At 63.6% G+C, this 17,592-nt stretch carries 19 protein-coding genes; 4 read left to right on the top strand and 15 right to left on the bottom strand.

Features of this window, described 5'->3' with window-relative positions; all coding sequences use genetic code 11:
• Positions 1-3: 3 nt before the first annotated feature.
• From ruvA to dusB, 5 genes are all read right to left on the bottom strand, one after another.
• Positions 4-585 (bottom strand): Holliday junction branch migration protein RuvA, encoded by a 582-nt coding sequence (gene ruvA, locus IP92_RS00475; RefSeq protein ID WP_145872570.1) that lies wholly within the window; start codon positions 583-585, stop codon positions 4-6.
• 33 nt (positions 586-618) lie between these two features.
• Positions 619-1,149: a crossover junction endodeoxyribonuclease RuvC gene (ruvC, locus tag IP92_RS00470; protein WP_145872569.1), complete on the bottom strand. Its 531-nt coding sequence runs from the start codon at positions 1,147-1,149 to the stop codon at positions 619-621.
• 191 nt (positions 1,150-1,340) lie between these two features.
• Entirely contained in the window at positions 1,341-2,927 is a 1,587-nt protein-coding gene (gene purH, locus IP92_RS00465; RefSeq protein WP_145872568.1) for a bifunctional phosphoribosylaminoimidazolecarboxamide formyltransferase/IMP cyclohydrolase, read from the bottom strand.
• A gap of 95 nt (positions 2,928-3,022) precedes the next feature.
• Entirely contained in the window at positions 3,023-3,256 is a 234-nt protein-coding gene (locus IP92_RS00460) for a helix-turn-helix domain-containing protein (protein ID WP_145872567.1), read from the bottom strand.
• A 40-nt stretch (positions 3,257-3,296) separates the two neighbouring features.
• Positions 3,297-4,313 (bottom strand): tRNA dihydrouridine synthase DusB, encoded by a 1,017-nt coding sequence (gene dusB, locus IP92_RS00455; protein ID WP_145872566.1) that lies wholly within the window; start codon positions 4,311-4,313, stop codon positions 3,297-3,299.
• Between the two features lie 278 nt (positions 4,314-4,591).
• Here dusB and IP92_RS00450 point away from each other — a divergent pair, with 278 nt between their 5' ends.
• Complete coding sequence (locus IP92_RS00450) at positions 4,592-6,952, top strand: glycoside hydrolase family 31 protein (RefSeq protein ID WP_145872565.1); 2,361 nt, start codon at positions 4,592-4,594, stop codon at positions 6,950-6,952.
• 33 nt (positions 6,953-6,985) lie between these two features.
• On the opposite strand, the gene IP92_RS00445 is transcribed toward IP92_RS00450, so the two are convergent.
• Genes IP92_RS00445 through tyrS form a run of 4 tightly spaced genes read right to left on the bottom strand, consistent with a single transcriptional unit; the run spans position 6,986 to position 10,013 of the window.
• Positions 6,986-7,627 (bottom strand): histidine phosphatase family protein, encoded by a 642-nt coding sequence (locus IP92_RS00445; protein ID WP_145872564.1) that lies wholly within the window; start codon positions 7,625-7,627, stop codon positions 6,986-6,988.
• 3 nt (positions 7,628-7,630) lie between these two features.
• Positions 7,631-8,263 (bottom strand): YbhB/YbcL family Raf kinase inhibitor-like protein, encoded by a 633-nt coding sequence (locus IP92_RS00440; protein ID WP_145872563.1) that lies wholly within the window; start codon positions 8,261-8,263, stop codon positions 7,631-7,633.
• 23 nt (positions 8,264-8,286) lie between these two features.
• Positions 8,287-8,736 (bottom strand): D-aminoacyl-tRNA deacylase, encoded by a 450-nt coding sequence (gene dtd / locus IP92_RS00435; protein WP_145872562.1) that lies wholly within the window; start codon positions 8,734-8,736, stop codon positions 8,287-8,289.
• A complete protein-coding gene (tyrS, locus tag IP92_RS00430) occupies positions 8,733-10,013 on the bottom strand; it encodes a tyrosine--tRNA ligase (protein ID WP_145872561.1) in 1,281 nt (426 codons plus the stop codon). The genes dtd and tyrS overlap by 4 nt, the downstream gene beginning before the upstream one ends.
• 156 nt (positions 10,014-10,169) lie before the next feature.
• On the opposite strand from tyrS, the gene IP92_RS00425 reads away from it, so the two are divergent.
• Positions 10,170-11,555: a M23 family metallopeptidase gene (locus IP92_RS00425; RefSeq protein ID WP_145872560.1), complete on the top strand. Its 1,386-nt coding sequence runs from the start codon at positions 10,170-10,172 to the stop codon at positions 11,553-11,555.
• Between the two features lie 172 nt (positions 11,556-11,727).
• Positions 11,728-12,825, top strand: coding sequence for an anhydro-N-acetylmuramic acid kinase (locus IP92_RS00420; protein ID WP_145872559.1), 1,098 nt, complete (start codon positions 11,728-11,730; stop codon positions 12,823-12,825).
• Between the two features lie 14 nt (positions 12,826-12,839).
• Here IP92_RS00420 and IP92_RS00415 read toward each other — a convergent pair whose 3' ends face one another.
• Entirely contained in the window at positions 12,840-13,046 is a 207-nt protein-coding gene (locus tag IP92_RS00415; RefSeq protein WP_145872558.1) for a DUF4287 domain-containing protein, read from the bottom strand.
• A gap of 164 nt (positions 13,047-13,210) precedes the next feature.
• On the opposite strand from IP92_RS00415, the gene IP92_RS00410 reads away from it, so the two are divergent.
• A complete protein-coding gene (locus tag IP92_RS00410; RefSeq protein WP_145872557.1) occupies positions 13,211-13,621 on the top strand; it encodes a DUF2061 domain-containing protein in 411 nt (136 codons plus the stop codon).
• A gap of 28 nt (positions 13,622-13,649) precedes the next feature.
• Here IP92_RS00410 and IP92_RS00405 read toward each other — a convergent pair whose 3' ends face one another.
• The 5 genes from IP92_RS00405 to rpsI all read right to left on the bottom strand — a co-directional run bounded on the left by IP92_RS00405 (position 13,650) and on the right by rpsI (position 17,591).
• On the bottom strand, positions 13,650-14,435 hold the full coding sequence (locus tag IP92_RS00405) for a PEP-CTERM sorting domain-containing protein (protein WP_145872556.1): 786 nt from the start codon (positions 14,433-14,435) through the stop codon (positions 13,650-13,652).
• A 28-nt stretch (positions 14,436-14,463) separates the two neighbouring features.
• The gene (locus IP92_RS30075) at positions 14,464-15,297 is read right to left on the bottom strand and encodes a PEP-CTERM sorting domain-containing protein (RefSeq protein WP_199271801.1); all 834 of its coding nucleotides are present in this window, start codon (positions 15,295-15,297) and stop codon (positions 14,464-14,466) included.
• Positions 15,298-15,520: 223 nt separating this feature from the next.
• A complete protein-coding gene (gene erpA, locus IP92_RS00395) occupies positions 15,521-15,883 on the bottom strand; it encodes an iron-sulfur cluster insertion protein ErpA (protein ID WP_145872555.1) in 363 nt (120 codons plus the stop codon).
• A 129-nt stretch (positions 15,884-16,012) separates the two neighbouring features.
• Positions 16,013-17,050, bottom strand: a complete 1,038-nt coding sequence (gene argC, locus IP92_RS00390) for an N-acetyl-gamma-glutamyl-phosphate reductase (RefSeq protein ID WP_145872554.1) — start codon at positions 17,048-17,050, stop codon at positions 16,013-16,015.
• A 148-nt stretch (positions 17,051-17,198) separates the two neighbouring features.
• Entirely contained in the window at positions 17,199-17,591 is a 393-nt protein-coding gene (gene rpsI / locus IP92_RS00385; RefSeq protein ID WP_107140763.1) for a 30S ribosomal protein S9, read from the bottom strand.
• Position 17,592: the final 1 nt, after the last annotated feature.

The following is a 17,592-nucleotide window of genomic DNA, read 5'->3' as shown; positions in this document are numbered from 1 at the left end:
TCATCAACCTTTGGACAGCGCCTTCAGTGCCTGCTTGATGCCGTCCGAGACGGAGGCTCCGGCGGGCACGGTCTTCAGCGCCAGCAGCGCCTCCTTGTCAGAATACCCCAATGCGAGCAGCGCGTTCAGGATGTCCGTTTGCGCGTCGGGCACGACGGCCACGCCGCCGACGCTGCCGAGGTCCGCGCCCAGCTTGCCCTTCAGCTCCAGCAGCAGGCGCTCGGCCGTCTTCTTGCCGATGCCGGGCACCTTGACGAGGCGGCCCGCTTCCTGCCGCGTGACGGCCTGCGACAGGTCGGCGATCGACATGCCGGACAGGATCGACAGCGCGGTGCGCGCGCCGATGCCGCTGATCTTGATCAGCTGGCGGAACACGGCGCGCTCCTCGGCGTTGCCGAAGCCGTACAGCAGGTGCGCATCCTCGCGCACGGTCAGGTGCGTGAACAGCACGACGCGCTCGCCCGTGTGCGGCAGGTTGTAGAACGTGCTCATCGGCACGTCGACCTCGTAGGCGACCCCGCCGACGTCGACCAGCAGTTGCGGCGGATTTTTTTCAAGCAGAACACCGGAGAGACGTCCGATCATGGCAAGCCCGTAAATGAAGTGATGAGGTGAAGTTTAGCCGACGAGGCGGCCGCGCTTCATGTGCAGACCGGACAACCCTGTCGCGGCGATGGCGTTCAACGTGTCGTGCGAATTGGCGTGGCAGATGGCGACGCCGAGCGCGTCGGCGGCATCCGTGCCGGGCAGGCCGGGCAGCGCCAGCAGGCGCGCCACCATCTGCTGCATCTGTTCCTTGACGGCCCGGCCGCTGCCGGTGACGGCCTGCTTGATCTGCGTGGGCGAATACTCGGCGACGGACAACGCGGCACTGACCAGCCCGCAGATGGCCGCACCACGGGCTTGGCCGAGCAGCAAGGTCGATTGCGGATTGACGTTGACGTACACCTGCTCGATCGCGGCGCAATCGGGCTGGTAGGTGGCCGCCAGTTCGCTGACGCCGTCGAGGATGACTTTCAGGCGCGCCGGCAACCCCCCATCGCCGCTCTTGATGGTTCCGGAGGCGATGTAACGCAGCTTCGTACCCTGCTTGTGAATGACGCCAAAGCCGGTCGTACGGAGGCCGGGGTCGATGCCGAGAATGATCATCGGGTGATTGTATGCAGTAAAGAAAGCGCGGGCAAGTTGCTCATCGCGAATAGTGCGCAAAGAACAGTCGAGCCCGTGTCCCCTGGTGCCAGGCACCAGAAGACACGGGCTCGACCGTAATATCCGTTGAGCTCGTGTCCCTTCGTGCCTGGCACCAGGGGACACGAGCTGAGCCGTTGTTCGATGGCGGCTTAGTGGCGGAAGTGGCGGGTGCCGGTGTACAGCATCACGACGCCGCGTTCGTCGGCTGCGTCGATCACTTCCTGGTCGCGCATCGAGCCGCCTGGGTGGATCACGCACGTTGCGCCGGCGTCGACGACCACGTCCAGGCCGTCACGGAACGGGAAGAACGCGTCCGATGCCACGGTCGAGCCAGCCAGCGACAGGCCGGCGTTCTGTGCCTTGATCGAGGCGATCCGCGCGGAGTCGATGCGGCTCATCTGGCCGGCGCCGACGCCCAAGGTCATATTGCCGCCGCAGAAGACGATCGCGTTCGACTTGACGTACTTGGCCACCTTCCACGCGAACATCGCGTCGGCCAGCTGCTGCGGCGTCGGCTGCTTCTTCGTCACGACGCGCAGGTCCGCCTGCAGCACGTTCTTCGCATCGGCCGACTGCACCAGCAGGCCGCCGCCCACGCGCTTGAAGTCCATCGCGTTGACACCATCGCCCAACGGGATTTCCAGCAGGCGGACGTTCTGCTTGGCCGACATGATCCGCTTCGCTTCGTCGCTGAAGGATGGGGCGATCAGCACTTCGACGAACAGCTTGGCCAGCTCGGTCGCGGCAGTGGCGTCCACTTCCACGTTGAAGGCGATGATGCCGCCGAATGCGGAGGTCGGGTCCGTCTGCAGTGCGCGGGTGTACGCTTCGACGGCCGAGCCGCCCAGCGCCACGCCGCACGGATTCGCGTGCTTGACGATCACGCATGCGGCCGGCTGGTCCATGCCGCCGAAGCTCTTCACGCATTCCCATGCCGCATCGGCATCGGCGATGTTGTTGAACGACAGTTCCTTGCCCTGCAGCTGGCGGTAGTTCGCCAGTGCGCCGGGAACAAGCCGAGTTTCGCGGTAGAACGCAGCCGACTGGTGCGGGTTTTCGCCGTAGCGCATGTCCTGCACTTTTTCAAACGCGACGTTCAGCGTCTGCGGGTACGCACCGCGGTTCGCGTGCGAGCGGTCCGGGCCCAGGCTCGTCAGGTAATTCGTGATCGCGCCGTCGTAGGCGGCCGTGTGCGCGTACACCTTCTTGGCCAGGTTGAAGCGGGTTTCATAGCTGATGTAGCCGGGCGAGTTGTCCGTCGTCTTCATCTCGGCCAGGATCAGGCCGTAGTCGGACGGGTCGCAGATCACGACGACGTCCTTGTGATTCTTCGCCGCCGAGCGCAGCATCGCCGGGCCGCCGATGTCGATGTTCTCGATCGCGTCATCCAGCGTGCAGTTGTCCTTCGCCACCGTTGCCTGGAACGGGTACAGGTTGACGACGACCATGTCGATCGTCGGGATCTGGTGTTCGTCCAGCTTCGCCATGTGCTCCGGGAAATCGCGGCGGGCAAGGATGCCGCCGTGCACTTTCGGGTGCAGCGTCTTCACGCGGCCGTCCAGCATTTCCGGGAAGCCCGTGTAATCGGCGACTTCGGTGACGGTCAGGCCGTTATCCTGCAGCAGCTTGGCGGTACCGCCCGTGGACAGGATGTTGACGCCCATCGCCGACAGCGCCCGGGCGAAATCCAGAACGCCGGTCTTGTCGGAAACGGAGATGAGAGCTTGTTTGATCATGGCTGTGGTCCAGGTTTGAAAAATTCTTGTATCGAGCGGCCCGCCGGCACAAGCGGCCGGTCGCAGCCACTTCGAACCGGGCCGGACAGAAAGCCTTACAGCAGGCCGTGCTCCTGCAGTTTCTTGCGCAGCGTGTTGCGGTTGATACCCAGCATCTGCGCGGCGTGCGACTGGTTGCCGTCGGCACGGTTCATTACCACTTGCAGGATCGGCTTCTCGACGGTCATGACGACCATGTCGTAGATGTTCGATGGTTGCTGCTCGCCCAGGTCGTTGAAATACTCTTCAAGGCTCTTCGTGACAACTTCCTGGATACTTTCTTTGCTCATGTTCTTCTATTTACGTGAATTATTTGCCGATCTGGCGCCATCAGGCAGCCAGCATGTCTTCGGCGAGGCGGTATTGTAACCGCTCGCCATGCTTCCATTGGGACTCAAAGAACGAATCCACGGCACGCAGCTGCTCATCGGTGGACTCGAGGCGGTTCATCTCCTTGCGGAACTCCTCCCCGCCCGGGAGGTCGCGCACATACCAGCCGATATGCTTGCGCGCGGTGCGCACGCCCAGGTACTCGCCGTAGAAGGCGTAGTGGGCACGCAGGTGTTCGTCCATCAGCTTGCGCACCTCCGCCACCAGCGGCGGCGGCAGGTGCGTGCCGGTACGCAGGAAGTGATCGATTTCGCGGAAGATCCACGGCCGGCCCTGGGCGGCGCGGCCGATCATCACGGCATCCGCACCCGTTTTATTGAGCACGTAGCGGGCCTTTTCCGGCGTCGTGATGTCGCCGTTGGCAACCACGGGGATCTTCACCGACGCCTTCACGGCGGCGATCGTGTCGTATTCCGCGTCGCCGGAATAGCCGTCCGCACGGGTGCGGCCATGCAACGTCAGCATGCGGATCCCCGCCTCCTCGGCGATGCGGGCGATCCTCAACGCGTTCTTGTTCTCGCGGTTCCAGCCGGTACGGAACTTCAACGTGACGGGTACCGGCACTGCCTGCACGACGGCATGCAGGATGCTCTCGACCAGGTCCTCGAACTGCAGCAGCGCGGAACCGCACCAGTTGTTGCAGACCTTCTTCACGGGGCAGCCCATGTTGATGTCGATGATCTGGGCGCCCTTGTCGACATTGAACTTCGCGCAATCGGCCAGTTCCTGCGGATCGGAACCCGCGATCTGCACGGCTTTCGGTTCCATCTCGCCGGCGTGGTCGGTGCGGCGGGCGCTCTTTTCGCTTGCCCACACGCGCGGGTTCGCCGCAGCCATTTCTGAGACGGCGTAGCCCGCGCCCAGCTCCTTGCACAGTTGCCGGAACGGACGGTCGGTGACGCCCGCCATCGGGGCGACAAACACGTTATTGCGCAGTTGATAAGGACCGATTTGCACTTGGGTATCGATGAGAACTTGCTGGAGGAACCTGCAATTCTAACCCAAGCACTGCTCAATTAATAAGCACTATTTTGTATAGAAACAGCAAGTGTGCGGCTTTCCGGTTATGAAACAGTGAGTTACGTGAGGAAATTATTCGGACGCGCGTGCGACGTTCCCGGCATTCCCGGTGCTTCACAGGAATAGTTGACTTCAAACCAACCCTGTCCGATCATGCGGTAGCGCTAACAATATCTGCGTCCAGAAACAAGGGCGCAACCATAAAGGAGATCCGCATGCCGTTCCATTCCGCCGCGCCGTCCCGCCCGACGCTCACCTTGCTGGCCGCCGCACTTACCTCCGTCTTCCTGCTGCCCGCCGCCGCCGCCCCGCTTGCCACGCTGGACCGCAACGGTGCCTATGTCGCCGTCGAGGCCTATGGCCCGAACATCGTGCACGTGACGATCGCCGTGGACAAGAACGAAGTGCTGAAGGGACCCGGCCACGGCATCCTGCCCGCGCCTGCGGACAACAAGCCGTTCCGCCACCAGGCCGGAGCGGATGGCGACACCTTCACGTCCAGCGGCATGACGCTGCACGTGAACCCGGCGCCGGCGCCGCGCGTGCCGAGCCAGGGCGAGAAATACTTCGCGCCCGCGCTGGCGCCCGTCGGCCTGCAGGTGCGCAACGCGCAGGGCCAGGAAGTGCTTAAGATGACGGGCTGGGAAATGTCGCCGCAGACGGTGAACGGCGAAAAGACCTACCAGGTGGGCGCCACCTTCGCCGCGCCAGCCGACGAGCATTACTACGGCATGGGCCAGAACCAGGAATCGCTGTCCGGCCTCGACCTGCGTGGCCGCGTGCTCGATTGCAAGCATTGGTACGACGCGCCCGGTGGCGAATCCGTCTGCGTGCCGTTCATGGTGTCGTCGAAAGGCTATGGCATCGTGTGGGACAACCCGGCGGCCACGCGGTTTGCGCCGGCGATCCTCGGCGACACGAAGTTCCAGTCGAACGTCGGCGAACGGGTCAGCTTCTTCGTCATCACGGGCCGCAACGTCGAGGAACTGTATGCTGGCTACGCGCGCCTGACGGGCCGCACGCCGATCCCGCCGAAGGCCGCGTTCGGCCTGATCCAGTCGAAGGCGCGCTACGACAGCCAGCAGGAAGTGCTGCGCGTGGCGAACACCTACCGGCAGAAGCGCTATCCGCTGGACATCATGGTGGTGGACTGGTTCTATTGGACGCGGATGGGCCAGCTCGACATCGATCCGGCGCAGTACCCCGACCCGGACGGCATGAACAAACAGCTGCATGCGCTGGGCATGCAGTCGATCGTGTCGATCTGGCCCCGCTTCGAGACGTCCGGCCGCTACTTCAACGAGCTCGATGCGAAGGGCTACTTCCTGAAGGACAAGGACGGCAAGACGCAGGACGGCTTGCCGTTCCGCGCCGACCGCGCCGGCGCGCTGATCGACTCCACCAACCCGGCGGCCCGCAAATGGTTCTTCGAGAAAGTACGCGATAACGTGCTGGCGCGCGGCTTCGACTATCCGTGGCTGGACGAAACGGAACCGGACCTGGTGCCCGACGGCTTCCAGTACTCGATCGGTTCCGGCGACCGTTACCGCAATCTGTTCCCGCTCGTGCACACGGAAGGTTTTGCCGAAGGCATGCGGGCATGGAAGCCGAACCGCCGCGTGCTGATCCTGTCGCGCGCCGCCTACCTGGGCTCGCAGCGCACGGGTGCGCTGTTCTGGTCGTCCGACATCAAGCCCACGTGGGAAGCGCTGGCGCGCCAGATCCCGGCCGGCCTGAACATGACTGCATCCGGCATCGCTTACTGGGGCAACGACATCGGTGGCTGGCAGCACCTGCCGCCGGCCACGCAAGCCACCAAGGCGCCGCTGCTCGATCCATCGGATGCCCGCTCCGTCGTCGGCCAGTACCACGACTACCCGGAGCTGCACACGCGCTGGTTCCAGTACGGCACGTTCACGCCGACGCTGCGGCTGCACGGCTCGCGCAAGGAAGCGGAACTGTGGTCGTTCGGTAGGCAGGCTGAAGGTGTGATGGCGAAGTTCGACGCGCTGCGCTACCAGCTGATCCCGTACATCTACAGCCAGGCGAAGATCACTTACGACACGGGCATGCCATTCATGCGGCCGTTGTGGATGGACTTCGGCACCGATCCGAACGTCGCCAACATCGGCACGCAATACATGTTCGGCCCCGCGTTCCTCGTGGCACCGGTGACGGAACAGGGCCAGACGGAAAAGGACGTCTACCTGCCGGCCGGCAGCGACTGGTACGACTTCTGGACCAACGAGAAATTCACGGGCGGCCGCTGGGTGAAAGCGGCGGCGCCGATCGACCGGATTCCCGTGTTCGTCCGCGCCGGCTCGATCGTGCCGCTGGGCGCGGCGATCCAATCGACCGCCGAGAAGCAGGCGATCGAACAGATCCTCGTCTACCCTGGCAACGGCGACGCCGAATTCACGCTGTACGACGACGATGGGCTGACGTACGACTACGAGAAAGGCAAGAACGTGGTGACGAGCAAGCTGCGCTGGAAAGACGGCAAGCTGACGGCGGACGGCGGCTCGGCGGGCTTTGCCGCATCGGCACCGAAGCTGGTAAAGGTGATCGGCCGCTGAAAAACCGGTGTCTGACACCGGTTTTCCGGGTTGTCAGACGATGTCGTCCAGCGCCTGCGCCAGGTGGTCGACATCGCCCCACTGCGTCAGCGCCAGCTTGCCGTCAGCCCACGTGAAGCGGTTGATGCTGGCGTTGCGGACCTGGAAGTCGCGCGGGCTTTCCAGTGCCATGTCGTTGGCGGCCCGGTAGGCGCATTCGAGCACGCCGCCGTGGGCGACAAGCGCCAGCTTGCGGCCGTCGTACTGGCCAGCCCAGCGGCCGATCGCGGCGATGCAGCGCTCATAGAAGTGGCGGAAGCTCTCGGCATGGCGCTCGCCGTGCGGCATCACCGCGTCGACATGGCGCGCTTGCCAGGCGGCGAAATGGTCCGGGTAGCGCGCTTCGATCTCCGTGTACAGCAAGCCTTCGAAGACGCCATAGCCCCGCTCGCGCAGCGCGTGGTCCGTGTGGAACGGCACGTGGTGGTACGCCGCCACGGCCTCGGCCGTGTGCATCGCCCGTTGCAGGTCGCTGGAGACGATCGCGGCCAGCGGCTCGGCAGCCAGCGCCCGGGCGAGCGCGGCCGCCTGGCGCCGCCCGGCGTCGTTCAGGCCGATGTCCAGGTGCCCCTGCAGCCGGCGCACCGCGTTCCACGCCGTTTCGCCATGACGGATCAATAACAGCTCGGTCGCCATGCGTCAGCGCGCCGTCCGCAACGTATACGTGCCGATGATCTGCGCCTCGTCCAGGATGTGGCCGTGCAAGGCGTGCAGCACCTGCGCCGCCGTGAACTCGCCCTCGACGGGCAGTTGCGGCACGTCCACCGCGTACAGCCGGAAGATGTAGTGATGCACCCGCTCATCGTTCCACGGCGGACATGGGCCGTCGTAGCCGAAGTAGCGGCCCGCCATCTCCGGGTCGCTCGCGAACCAGCCCGTGTAATCGTTCAGGCCATGGCGCAGGTGCGTGCCACCGTTCGCGATCGCCGGCCCCGGCTTGCCATGCGGCGTGACGCCGCTCGATTGCGAACCGGCGGGCAGGCTCGTCATCGTTGGCGGGATGTCGACCAGGGCCCAGTGATAGAAATCGCCGCGCGGCAGGTCGACGGGCAAGGTCTTGTCGTCCTGGTTGACGTCCGTGCCGACGGTCGGTGCGTCGCCGTCGATGCACAGCAGCACCAGCGACGCGGTACCGGCGGGGATGTCATCCCAGGCCAGGTGCGGGTTGCGGTTGTCCGCGAAACGCACGCGCGTTTCGGGATCCGGCACGGCGAACGCGAATTCGCCCGGAATGGCGGCGCCATTGTCAAATGAATCGCTCCACAGTTTCATCGCTGTGTCCTTTAAGTTCGTTATTACCTGCTTGGACCTGTCTGAAGCCAGAACGTTACCGGACCATCGTTGGTCAGCGTGACTTTCATGTCGGCGCCGAACTGTCCGGTCGCAACGATCGCATGGCGCGCGCGTGCCTGGCGCACGAAATGGTCGAACAGCCGTTTGCCTTCGTCCGGCGGGGCGGCCGGCGAGAACGATGGGCGGGTGCCGGAACGCGTGTCAGCGGCCAGCGTGAATTGCGGAACGAGGAGCAGGCCACCGGCGACGTCGGTGACGCTGCGGTTCATCTTGCCGGCATCGTCGCCGAACACGCGGTAGGACAGCAGCTTGCCCAACAGCGCATCCGCTTCCTTTTCCGTGTCGCCCTTCTCCGCGCAAACGAGCACCATCAGGCCCGCATCGATCGCGCCGATGACGGCGCCGTCGACGACGACCTGCGCCGCCGACACCCGCTGGATCAATCCGATCATGCCGTCAGCGTAACGCGCGCGAACTTGCGCTTGCCCACCTGCAGCACGAACGTACCTGCCTCGGCCTTCAATGCCTTGTCGCTGATGACGGTGCCATCCAGGCGCACGCCGCCCTGGTCGATCATCCGCATCGCTTCCGACGTCGATGCGCACAGCCCCGTTTGCTTGAGCAGTTGCGCCAGGCCCAGCGGCGCGCCGGCCACCGTGACTTCCGGAATATCGTCCGGAATGCCGCCCTTCGAACGGTTGACGAAGTCCGCCAGCGCATCCTCGGCCGCCTGCTGCGAGTGGAAGCGGGCCACGATTTCCTGGGCGATCGCCACCTTCGCGTCGCGCGGGTTGGCGCCGCCTTCGATCTGCTTCTTCAGCGCGGCGATGTCGTCCAGCGAACGCCACGACAGCAGCTCGTAATAGCGCCACATCATCGTGTCGGAGATGCTCATCACCTTGGCGAACATCGTGTTGGCCGGCTCGGTGATACCGATGTAGTTGTTCTTCGACTTCGACATCTTCTCGACGCCGTCCAGGCCTTCCAGCAGCGGCATCGTCAGGATGCACTGCGGCTCCTGGCCCCAATCCTTCTGCAGTTCGCGGCCCACCAGCAGGTTGAACTTCTGGTCCGTGCCGCCCAGCTCGAGATCGCTCTTCAGTGCGACGGAATCGTAGCCCTGCATCAGCGGATAAAGGAACTCGTGGACCGAAATCGGTGTCCCATTCTTGTAGCGCTTGGCGAAGTCATCGCGTTCCATCATCCGCGCCACCGTGTAACGGGAGGCGAGCTGGATCATGCCGCGGGCGCCCAGCTGGTCGCACCATTCGGAGTTGTAGCGGATTTCCGTCTTTTCCGGGTCGAGCACCAGCGAAGCCTGCTTGAAGTACGTTTGCGCGTTCAGCTCGATCTGCTCGCGGGTCAGCGGCGGGCGCGTGACGTTGCGGCCGGAAGGGTCGCCGATCATCGACGTGAAGTCGCCGATCAGGAAGATCACCTGGTGGCCCAGGTTCTGCAGCTGGCGCATCTTGTTCAGCACCACCGTGTGGCCGAGGTGCAGGTCGGGGGCCGTCGGGTCCAGGCCCAGCTTGATGCGCAGCGGGACGCCGGTCTGTTCGGAACGTGCCAGCTTCTGTGCGAATTCGGATTCGATCAGCAGTTCATCGACGCCGCGTTTGGCGATGGCAAGCGCTTCTTGTACAGTATCACTCAGCGGCAGGGTGGCAACTGGCTTAGCGGCGGGGGCGGCAGCGGTCGCAGGAGTCTGCGCCGGGGAATGTGTATCCATTTATCCGGAAATTTTCTCAAAGTGTTGGCGTAGCGCAGGAGTTTGCTATAATGCCCGATCCCGTCAATCTTGCCCAACGAAAACGATACAAATCAACAAGTTAGAACAAAAAAGCAAAAATCCACAAAGTTCAAGCGGCAAATTTTAACTGATTGCATGAACCCTATAAACAAGTTCACAAGCTCGCGCTTGTATCATCTGCTAGGTTCGACCCGCAAGGCGCGCATCATCAGCGCTTCCGCTGTGGCGCTTGCCGTGTGCACCTTCGGTGCCGCCGGTGTCGCTCCTCTCGCGCCGGATGCCAGCGACCTGCCGGTTAAAACGATCTCGCAAGATCTCGCTTCCCCGAACCTCTCTTCCCAGATCACCGCACTCGAGCAACAGGACGGCACGGAAAAATACGTGCGCGAAGAGCGCATCCGCGCCGGCGACACGCTCGCCACCCTGCTGCACCGCCTGGGCGTCGACGACGATGCCGCGGAAACCTTCATCAAGAAGGACAAGACCGCAAAAGCCATCATGCAGCTGCGTACCGGTAAACGTGTACTGGCCCAGACGGACGACAACGGCAACCTGCTATGGCTGCGCGCGAACGTCGTCGATGGCTCGGACAATCCGGTCAAGACGGTATCGGTGACGAAGAAGGGCGACGGTTTCGTTGCCGAGGAAGCCCCGGCCAAGCTGGAGCGCCGCGTCGAGATGCACGCGCGCGAGATCACGACGACGCTGTTCGCGGCCACCGACTCCGATGCGGACGGTTCGCGTCTACCGGACACGATCGTGCGTCAGATCGTCGAGATGTTCTCGACCAATATCGACTTCCGCTCCGACCTGAAGCGTGGCGACCGGTTCAACGTGGTGTATGAGACGTTCTGGCAGGACGGCGAGTTCGTCCGCGCAGGCCGCATCCTCGCCGGCGAGTTCACGAACCGCGGCACGACGTATCAATCCGTGTGGTTCGAAGATCCGGCAAGCAGGCAGGGCGGCGGCTATTACAGCTTCGACGGCAAGGCGCTGAAGAAAGCGTTCCTGAAGTCGCCGCTGGAATTTACCCGTATCTCGTCCGGCTTCTCGATGCGCGTGCATCCGATTTCCGGCAACTGGAAGGCGCACAAGGGCATCGACTTTGCAGCGCCGACGGGCACGCCGATCCGCGCCGCCGGCGATGGCGTCGTCGATTTCGCGGGCACGCAGAACGGCTACGGCAACGTCGTCGTGCTGAAGCACTGGAACAACTACAGCACCGCGTATGCGCACATGAGCCGCTTCGCTTCTGGCCTGAAGAAGGGCCAGAAGGTCAGCCAGGGCGACCTGATCGGCTACGTCGGCACGACCGGCTGGTCCACCGGCGCCCACCTGCACTACGAGTTCCGCGTGGCAGGTGAAGCGAAGGACCCGACCAAGCTGAACGTCACCGCGCAGGCACCGCTGACGGCCGCCGAACTGTCGCGCTTCAAGATGGTCTCTGGCGACATGATCCACCGCTTCGCCCTGCTGCGCCCGCAAGGCTCGGCCAAGACCGACACGCTGGCACAGAAGTAAGCATCGGCGTTCGCTTGAGAAAGACGGCGACCCGCGTGAGCAGGGCGCCGTTTTTCCTTTCCTCCCTCACTGTGATTCCAGTGTAGGGTTGCTTCATGGTTGGCACCGTTCGCTGGCTAACATATCCATAAATCGTGCACAATCTGCCCATGTTGACTGCATGGGTAGGTGTATGAGCTTGTTTATTGGTTTGATGTCCGGCACCAGCCTGGATGGCGTCGACGGCGTGCTGGTCGATTTCTGGGCCGGCGCCGCGCGCACGATGGCGTCCCACCATGTGCCCTACCCGCCCGCGCTGCTGGACGAATTGCGCGCGCTGCAGGCCGCCAGCGACAACGAGCTGGAACGCGAAGCGCTGGCCGGCAACGGCATCGCCGAAGTGTACGCGCAATGCGTGGCAGCCCTCCTTGAACAATCCGGCATGCAGGCCGCGGATGTGCGGGCGATCGGCGCACACGGGCAGACGATCCGCCACCGCCCTGAACTGGGTTTCACGCGCCAGACGATCAACGGCGCGCTGCTGGCGGAGCTGACCGGCATCGACGCGATCGTCGACTTCCGCTCGCGCGACGTGGCGGCCGGCGGCCAGGGCGCGCCGCTCGTGCCGGCGGCCCACCTGGCGCTGTTCGGCGAGCACGGCAAGACGCGCGTGCTGGCCAATATCGGCGGCATCGCCAACATCAGCGTGCTGCAGGCGAATGGCCACGTGACGGGCTTCGATACGGGCCCGGGCAATGTGCTGATCGACGAATGGACGCGCGCCCACCTCGGCAAGCCATATGACGACGGCGGCGCGTGGGCCGCATCCGGCCGCCTCCTGCCGGACCTGCTGGCCGCGCTGCTCGCGGAACCCTACTTCGCGCTGCCGCCGCCGAAAAGCACGGGGCGCGACCTGTTTCACGCCGACTGGCTGCGCGCCCGGCTAGCCGGCTTCGGCAGCGCGGCGCCGGCCGACGTGGCGGCCACGCTGACGCGCCTGACCGCACAGACGCTGGCGGCCGGCATCCACACGCATGCGGCAGGTGCGGATGCGCTGTACGTGTGCGGCGGCGGCGCCTACAACGACACGCTGCTGCGCATGCTGGCGGAAGAACTGGGCGCCGGCGTGAAGGTGCAGACGACGCAGGCGCTGGGCGCCGATCCGTCCCACGTCGAAGCACTGTGCTGGGCCTGGCTGGCGTGGCGCTTCGACGACCGCAAGTCCGGCAACCTGCCCTCGGTCACTGGCGCGCGCGGCGAGCGCGTGCTGGGGGCGCTGTATCCCCGCTAATGCCCTGCCTTGCCCTACTTTGTCTGGGCGAGATGATAGGCCACGAGCGCATTGGCGTGGCCGTGGCCCAAGCCGTGTTCGGTCTTGAGCCAGTTCACCAGCTCCATGTGCTTCAGCCCGCTCTGCTTGCCAAGCAACGTCAGCCAGTGCGCGACGGGCTGGCCGTATTTCTGCTCGATCGAGGGGAAGTAGGACGCCGGGCCTTTGACTTTGTCGTTCATGCGTGACTCCTGTTGATGGATGTATGAGCACGACGTGCGGAGCCGCTGGAAATCGACGGGCACATCATTGATATTACCAATCGCATCCCTAGGAACAATCAATTTTTCCTAATAAACGAGAATCGTTATCATCTGCCTCAACGGTAATCCACTCAGAGGCAAACATGATCATCGCAGCGAAAAAAGTCAGCCAGGTCACGGCCCACATGACCCTTGCGTTCGGCCTGATGTACGTGTTGACGGGCTCGGTGGCATTCGGCGGCCTGGCGGCCGTGATCGAGCCCATCATCAACGTCGCGCTGCTGCCGCTGCATGAAGGCTTCTGGAAACGGCTGCGCGAGCGCTCGGCCACGCGTACAGCGACGCTCGTGGCTGCCGAAAAAATCAGCCAGACGGCCTTCCACTTCGTCATCGCAGTCGCCGTGATGTACTGGGCCACCGGCTCGCTGGCGCTGGGCGGCCTGGCCGCGGTGCTCGAGCCGATCCTGAACGTGATCGTGCTGCCTTACCACGACCGGGCCTGGGAACGGCTCGAGGAGCGTCAAGCCCGTCACGTCAGCCTTGCCGCCAGCTGAGCTGGCGGCAAGGCCGCGGCAGCGCGTGTTACGCCGTTGCCTTGCGGCGAGCGCGCAGCCCCAGCAGCGTCAGGCCGGCAGCCATCATGCCCCACGTCGCTGGTTCGGGGACTTCGGCAACGACGAATCGCGTGTAGACGTCCGCCTCCGACGAGAATTTCACGAACTGCTCACTGACGACATCGCTGTCGTTCGTCAACTGGAACGTGAACTCGCGCTCCGTGCTGAAGTAGAAGTCTTCGGATGCGACCCACTGTCCGGCGGTGTGCAGAGACAGCGTCATGCTGGTGTCAAGGTAGATGTGGCCCCCCTCCGCAGGAACCCAGGTCGTTCCCCAGGTGCGGTTGAAGGCGTAGCTGCCACTGAAAGTCAGCGTCGTATGCGGCTGCAGCACGAAGTACTGCGTGGCTTCGAAGCTCATGTCCAGGAAATGGCCGGTAGGACGGTTGAGGATATCGTCCGGCGCCACCATGCCGACCGAGAAGCCGCCCAAGCGGCCGTCGGCGGCAATGGCACCTTGCACGCCGTTGAACGACGCCATGGCGTCCATCGGTACGATCGCCGGGGTATCGACGGCAAAGGATTCCTTGTCCTTCACGCCGAACCCGTCGGTGGTGAACGCGGTCGAAACGCCCGATTGTTTCAGGTTTCGAGCGCTGTACCCCGCGGTGATGCCGTCGTCGAGGTCGGTATCGGTGACCGAGACCGTCAGCGCGGTCGAGGTCAGGTTCAACGTGTTTGCCGCGGCTGCTGGCAGCGAGTAGGCGGCCAGGGCCGGAAGGGCCAGGCAGGCAATTGCAGTGATCTTCTTCATCAAAACTCCGATTCGTGTAGTGGTCGGTTCAGCACTGGCGCGCGCGGCGGCGGGACAGGGCCAGCATCACGAGCGGCAGGCCGCCCAGCAGCATGCCCAGCGTTTCCGGCTCAGGCACCGGCGCCGGTGCCGACAGCTCGGGCCCCGTATAGATGTCCATGCCCGTCATGCTGACGTACGCGTTGCTGGAAAACGCAAAGCCGACGTCCTGGTCATAGGGATTCTCCAGGCGCAGCGTCACCGTGTCGGCCGAACTGCCGGCGCCGTTTTTCCAGTTCATCACCGTATAGCCGCTGCTGCCGCTGTACCAGAACGTCACGCCGCCACTTAACATCAGCTGGTGCGACACGCCGCCATCGACTTCCGGATTCAGCTCGCCATCGTACGACCACACGTGCTCGTAGCTCACCGATATCGTCAGCGCGCTGTGCGCACTCAGCGTCAGCTGCTCCGAGATCTTGGACGATGCGGAGATGCCTACCCAGCCCGGGTGGTCGGCCATGTCGAGCGTCATGACGGCGGACAGCGACCGGTTGCCGGTGCCGTCGTTCGACGCCGCAGCCCCGATCCCATACAGGTCGAAGCTGGCGCCGAGCGGCTTAGGACGGAACGTCGTCACGTCGAGGGTCGACTTGTACGATTGATCCGAAATCGTGCTCTCGGCCGACACGCCGTGGCCGTGCTGGTAGAGGTTGTAGCTGGCGGTGATGCCGTCGTTGGCATCCAGGTCCTCCAGCGTGTAGGTGAGCCCGGAGACGTTGAGCGACTGCGTATAGGTGCCCGCCGAAGCGCACGTTGCCGCGCCCAGCAGCAAGGCCAGGGCCGCGGCGCGGCCGGCCGAAAGCCGAAACTTTCGTAACATGAAATTCCCCTTTTGATGGTATCGATGCGGAGTGCCGGACGGACCGGACTTGGTGACTTGCAAAAAGAAAGATATATTTTTTGCAATATCACGGGATCATACTTGACGCATTGACAAATCTCAACTGAGTTACGCAGGTTTCGGTGGGAACTTCGGCTTCAAAATGCACAACGGCGGGCAGCTTGCGCTGCCCGCCGTCGCGGGGTAATGCTGGAAGTGAGGCTTACGCGGAGAACGACGAGCCGCAGCCGCAGGTGGACTGGGCGTTCGGGTTCTTGATCACGAATTGCGCGCCTTCCAGGTCGTCCTTGTAGTCGATCTCGGCGCCCACCAGGTACTGGTAGCTCATCGAATCGATCAGCAGCTGGACGCCATTCTTGACCATCGTGGTGTCGTCTTCGTTGACGATTTCATCGAACGTGAAGCCGTACTGGAAACCGGAGCAGCCGCCACCCTGCACGAATACGCGCAGTTTCAGGTCGGGGTTGCCCTCTTCCTCGATCAGCTGAGCCACTTTATCGGCCGCGGCATCGGTGAAGTTGATCGGTGCCGGGATCACGTCTTGCGCTTCGGCGACTGCATTCATTGGTTACTCCCACTAAAAATCGTTGGGCCCATTATAGACCTTTGCGCGAACCCATGCTTCGGGACGCCCCATTTCCCTAGAGATAGCAAGGGATATGAGGCAAGCCCGCATCACTTCAATGGCAAATGGTTACGGCAGCAGCGCGATCGTGTTCAGGCCCATGTCTTCCGGCAGGCCGAACATCAGATTCATGCACTGCACGGCCTGGCCGGACGCGCCTTTCACCAGGTTGTCCTGCACCACCAGCACGATGACGGTATTGCCGTTGTCCGGGCGGTGCACCGCCAGGCGCAACATGTTCGAACCCTTCGTCGTGCGGGTTTCAGGATGCGAGCCGAACGGCATCACGTCGACGAACGGCTCGTTCGCGTAGGCGTCCTCGAAGAGCTTTTGCAGTTCCTCGTTCGAGATGTCCTTCGTCAGCTTGCCGTACAGCGTAGAGTGCATGCCGCGGATCATCGGCACCAAATGCGGCGTGAAGATCAGCGACACCTTGTCGTTCGTGAAACGCTGCAGCTGCGCCGACGTTTCCGGCGTGTGGCGGTGGCCCGAAACGCCATAGGCCTTGAAGCTGTCGGAAGCTTCCGAGAACAGGATGCCGATCTCCGCCTTGCGGCCCGCGCCCGATACGCCGGATTTGCAGTCGGCGATCAGGTTGCCCGCGTCGATCACGCCGGCCTTCAGCAGCGGCGCAAAGCCCAGCTGCATCGTCGTCGGGTAGCAGCCCGGGTTGGCGATCAGGTTCGCCTTCTTGATCTCTTCACGGTTCAGTTCGACGAGACCATACACGGCCTGCTCCAGCAGCTCCGGCGCGGTGTGGTCGATCTTGTACGTCTTCTCGAACACGGCGCGGTCCTTGATGCGGAAGTCCGCCGCCAGGTCGATCACCTTGACGCCCTTGGCCAGCAGCTCCGGCGCCTGCGCCATCGCCACGCCGTGCGGGGTGGCGAAGAACACGACGTCGCACTGCGTCAGGTCGGCCTTGTCCGGCGCCGAAAACGCCAGGTCCACGCGGCCGCGCAGCGACGGATACATGTCGGCCACGGGCAGGCCATCTTCCTTGCGCGACGTGATTGCCGTCAGCTGCGCTTCGGGGTGGACTGCCAACAATCGCAGCAGTTCCACGCCGGTGTAACCGGTGCCGCCGACGATGCCAACTTTGATCATGTTCTTGTTCCTTGCATAAGTAAGTAGGTGGATACGGATTTTAGCAGCGTCTCGTGACGGCCGCTTTACCTATCTCCAATGCAAAAAGCCGCTGGAGACCAGCGGCTTTTCCGTACCAGCCCGGCGCACCGGGCATGGAACCAAGCGATTAACGCTTCGAGAACTGCTTTGCGCGACGTGCTTTACGCAGACCGACTTTCTTACGCTCGACTTCACGGGCGTCACGGGTAACGAAGCCGGCACGTGCCAGATCGCCCTTCAGGCCTGCGTCGTAGTCGATCAGTGCACGGGTGATACCGTGGCGCACTGCACCTGCCTGGCCGGACTCGCCGCCGCCATGCACGTTGACCTTGATGTCGAAACGCTCGACGTTGCCGGTCAGTTCCAGCGGCTGACGGATGACCATCAGGCCGGTTTCGCGGGAGAAGTACTCCGATGCGGGCTTGCCGTTCACGATGATCTGGCCGGTGCCGACCTTGATGAACACGCGGGCCACTGCACTCTTGCGACGGCCGGTGCCGTAGTTGTAGTTACCGATCATG

The sequence above is a fragment of the Pseudoduganella flava genome, from assembly GCF_007830495.1.
GTDB lineage: Bacteria > Pseudomonadota > Gammaproteobacteria > Burkholderiales > Burkholderiaceae_D > Rugamonas > Rugamonas flava.
This window is presented reverse-complemented; position numbering and strand designations above follow the sequence as displayed.

Bases quoted from the DNA above. Each gene is read 5' to 3' on its own strand.
- ruvA (WP_145872570.1), bottom strand. From the start codon at position 585: ATGATCGGACGTCTCTCCGGTGTTCTGCTTGAAAAAAATCCGCCGCAA.
- ruvC (WP_145872569.1), bottom strand. From the start codon at position 1,149: ATGATCATTCTCGGCATCGACCCCGGCCTCCGTACGACCGGCTTTGGC.
- purH (WP_145872568.1), bottom strand. From the start codon at position 2,927: ATGATCAAACAAGCTCTCATCTCCGTTTCCGACAAGACCGGCGTTCTG.
- IP92_RS00460 (WP_145872567.1), bottom strand. From the start codon at position 3,256: ATGAGCAAAGAAAGTATCCAGGAAGTTGTCACGAAGAGCCTTGAAGAG.
- IP92_RS00450 (WP_145872565.1), top strand. From the start codon at position 4,592: ATGCCGTTCCATTCCGCCGCGCCGTCCCGCCCGACGCTCACCTTGCTG.
- IP92_RS00445 (WP_145872564.1), bottom strand. From the start codon at position 7,627: ATGGCGACCGAGCTGTTATTGATCCGTCATGGCGAAACGGCGTGGAAC.
- IP92_RS00440 (WP_145872563.1), bottom strand. From the start codon at position 8,263: ATGAAACTGTGGAGCGATTCATTTGACAATGGCGCCGCCATTCCGGGC.
- dtd (WP_145872562.1), bottom strand. From the start codon at position 8,736: ATGATCGGATTGATCCAGCGGGTGTCGGCGGCGCAGGTCGTCGTCGAC.
- tyrS (WP_145872561.1), bottom strand. From the start codon at position 10,013: ATGGATACACATTCCCCGGCGCAGACTCCTGCGACCGCTGCCGCCCCC.
- IP92_RS00425 (WP_145872560.1), top strand. From the start codon at position 10,170: ATGAACCCTATAAACAAGTTCACAAGCTCGCGCTTGTATCATCTGCTA.
- IP92_RS00420 (WP_145872559.1), top strand. From the start codon at position 11,728: ATGAGCTTGTTTATTGGTTTGATGTCCGGCACCAGCCTGGATGGCGTC.
- IP92_RS00415 (WP_145872558.1), bottom strand. From the start codon at position 13,046: ATGAACGACAAAGTCAAAGGCCCGGCGTCCTACTTCCCCTCGATCGAG.
- IP92_RS00410 (WP_145872557.1), top strand. From the start codon at position 13,211: ATGATCATCGCAGCGAAAAAAGTCAGCCAGGTCACGGCCCACATGACC.
- IP92_RS00405 (WP_145872556.1), bottom strand. From the start codon at position 14,435: ATGAAGAAGATCACTGCAATTGCCTGCCTGGCCCTTCCGGCCCTGGCC.
- IP92_RS30075 (WP_199271801.1), bottom strand. From the start codon at position 15,297: ATGTTACGAAAGTTTCGGCTTTCGGCCGGCCGCGCCGCGGCCCTGGCC.
- erpA (WP_145872555.1), bottom strand. From the start codon at position 15,883: ATGAATGCAGTCGCCGAAGCGCAAGACGTGATCCCGGCACCGATCAAC.
- argC (WP_145872554.1), bottom strand. From the start codon at position 17,050: ATGATCAAAGTTGGCATCGTCGGCGGCACCGGTTACACCGGCGTGGAA.
- rpsI (WP_107140763.1), bottom strand. From the start codon at position 17,591: ATGATCGGTAACTACAACTACGGCACCGGCCGTCGCAAGAGTGCAGTG.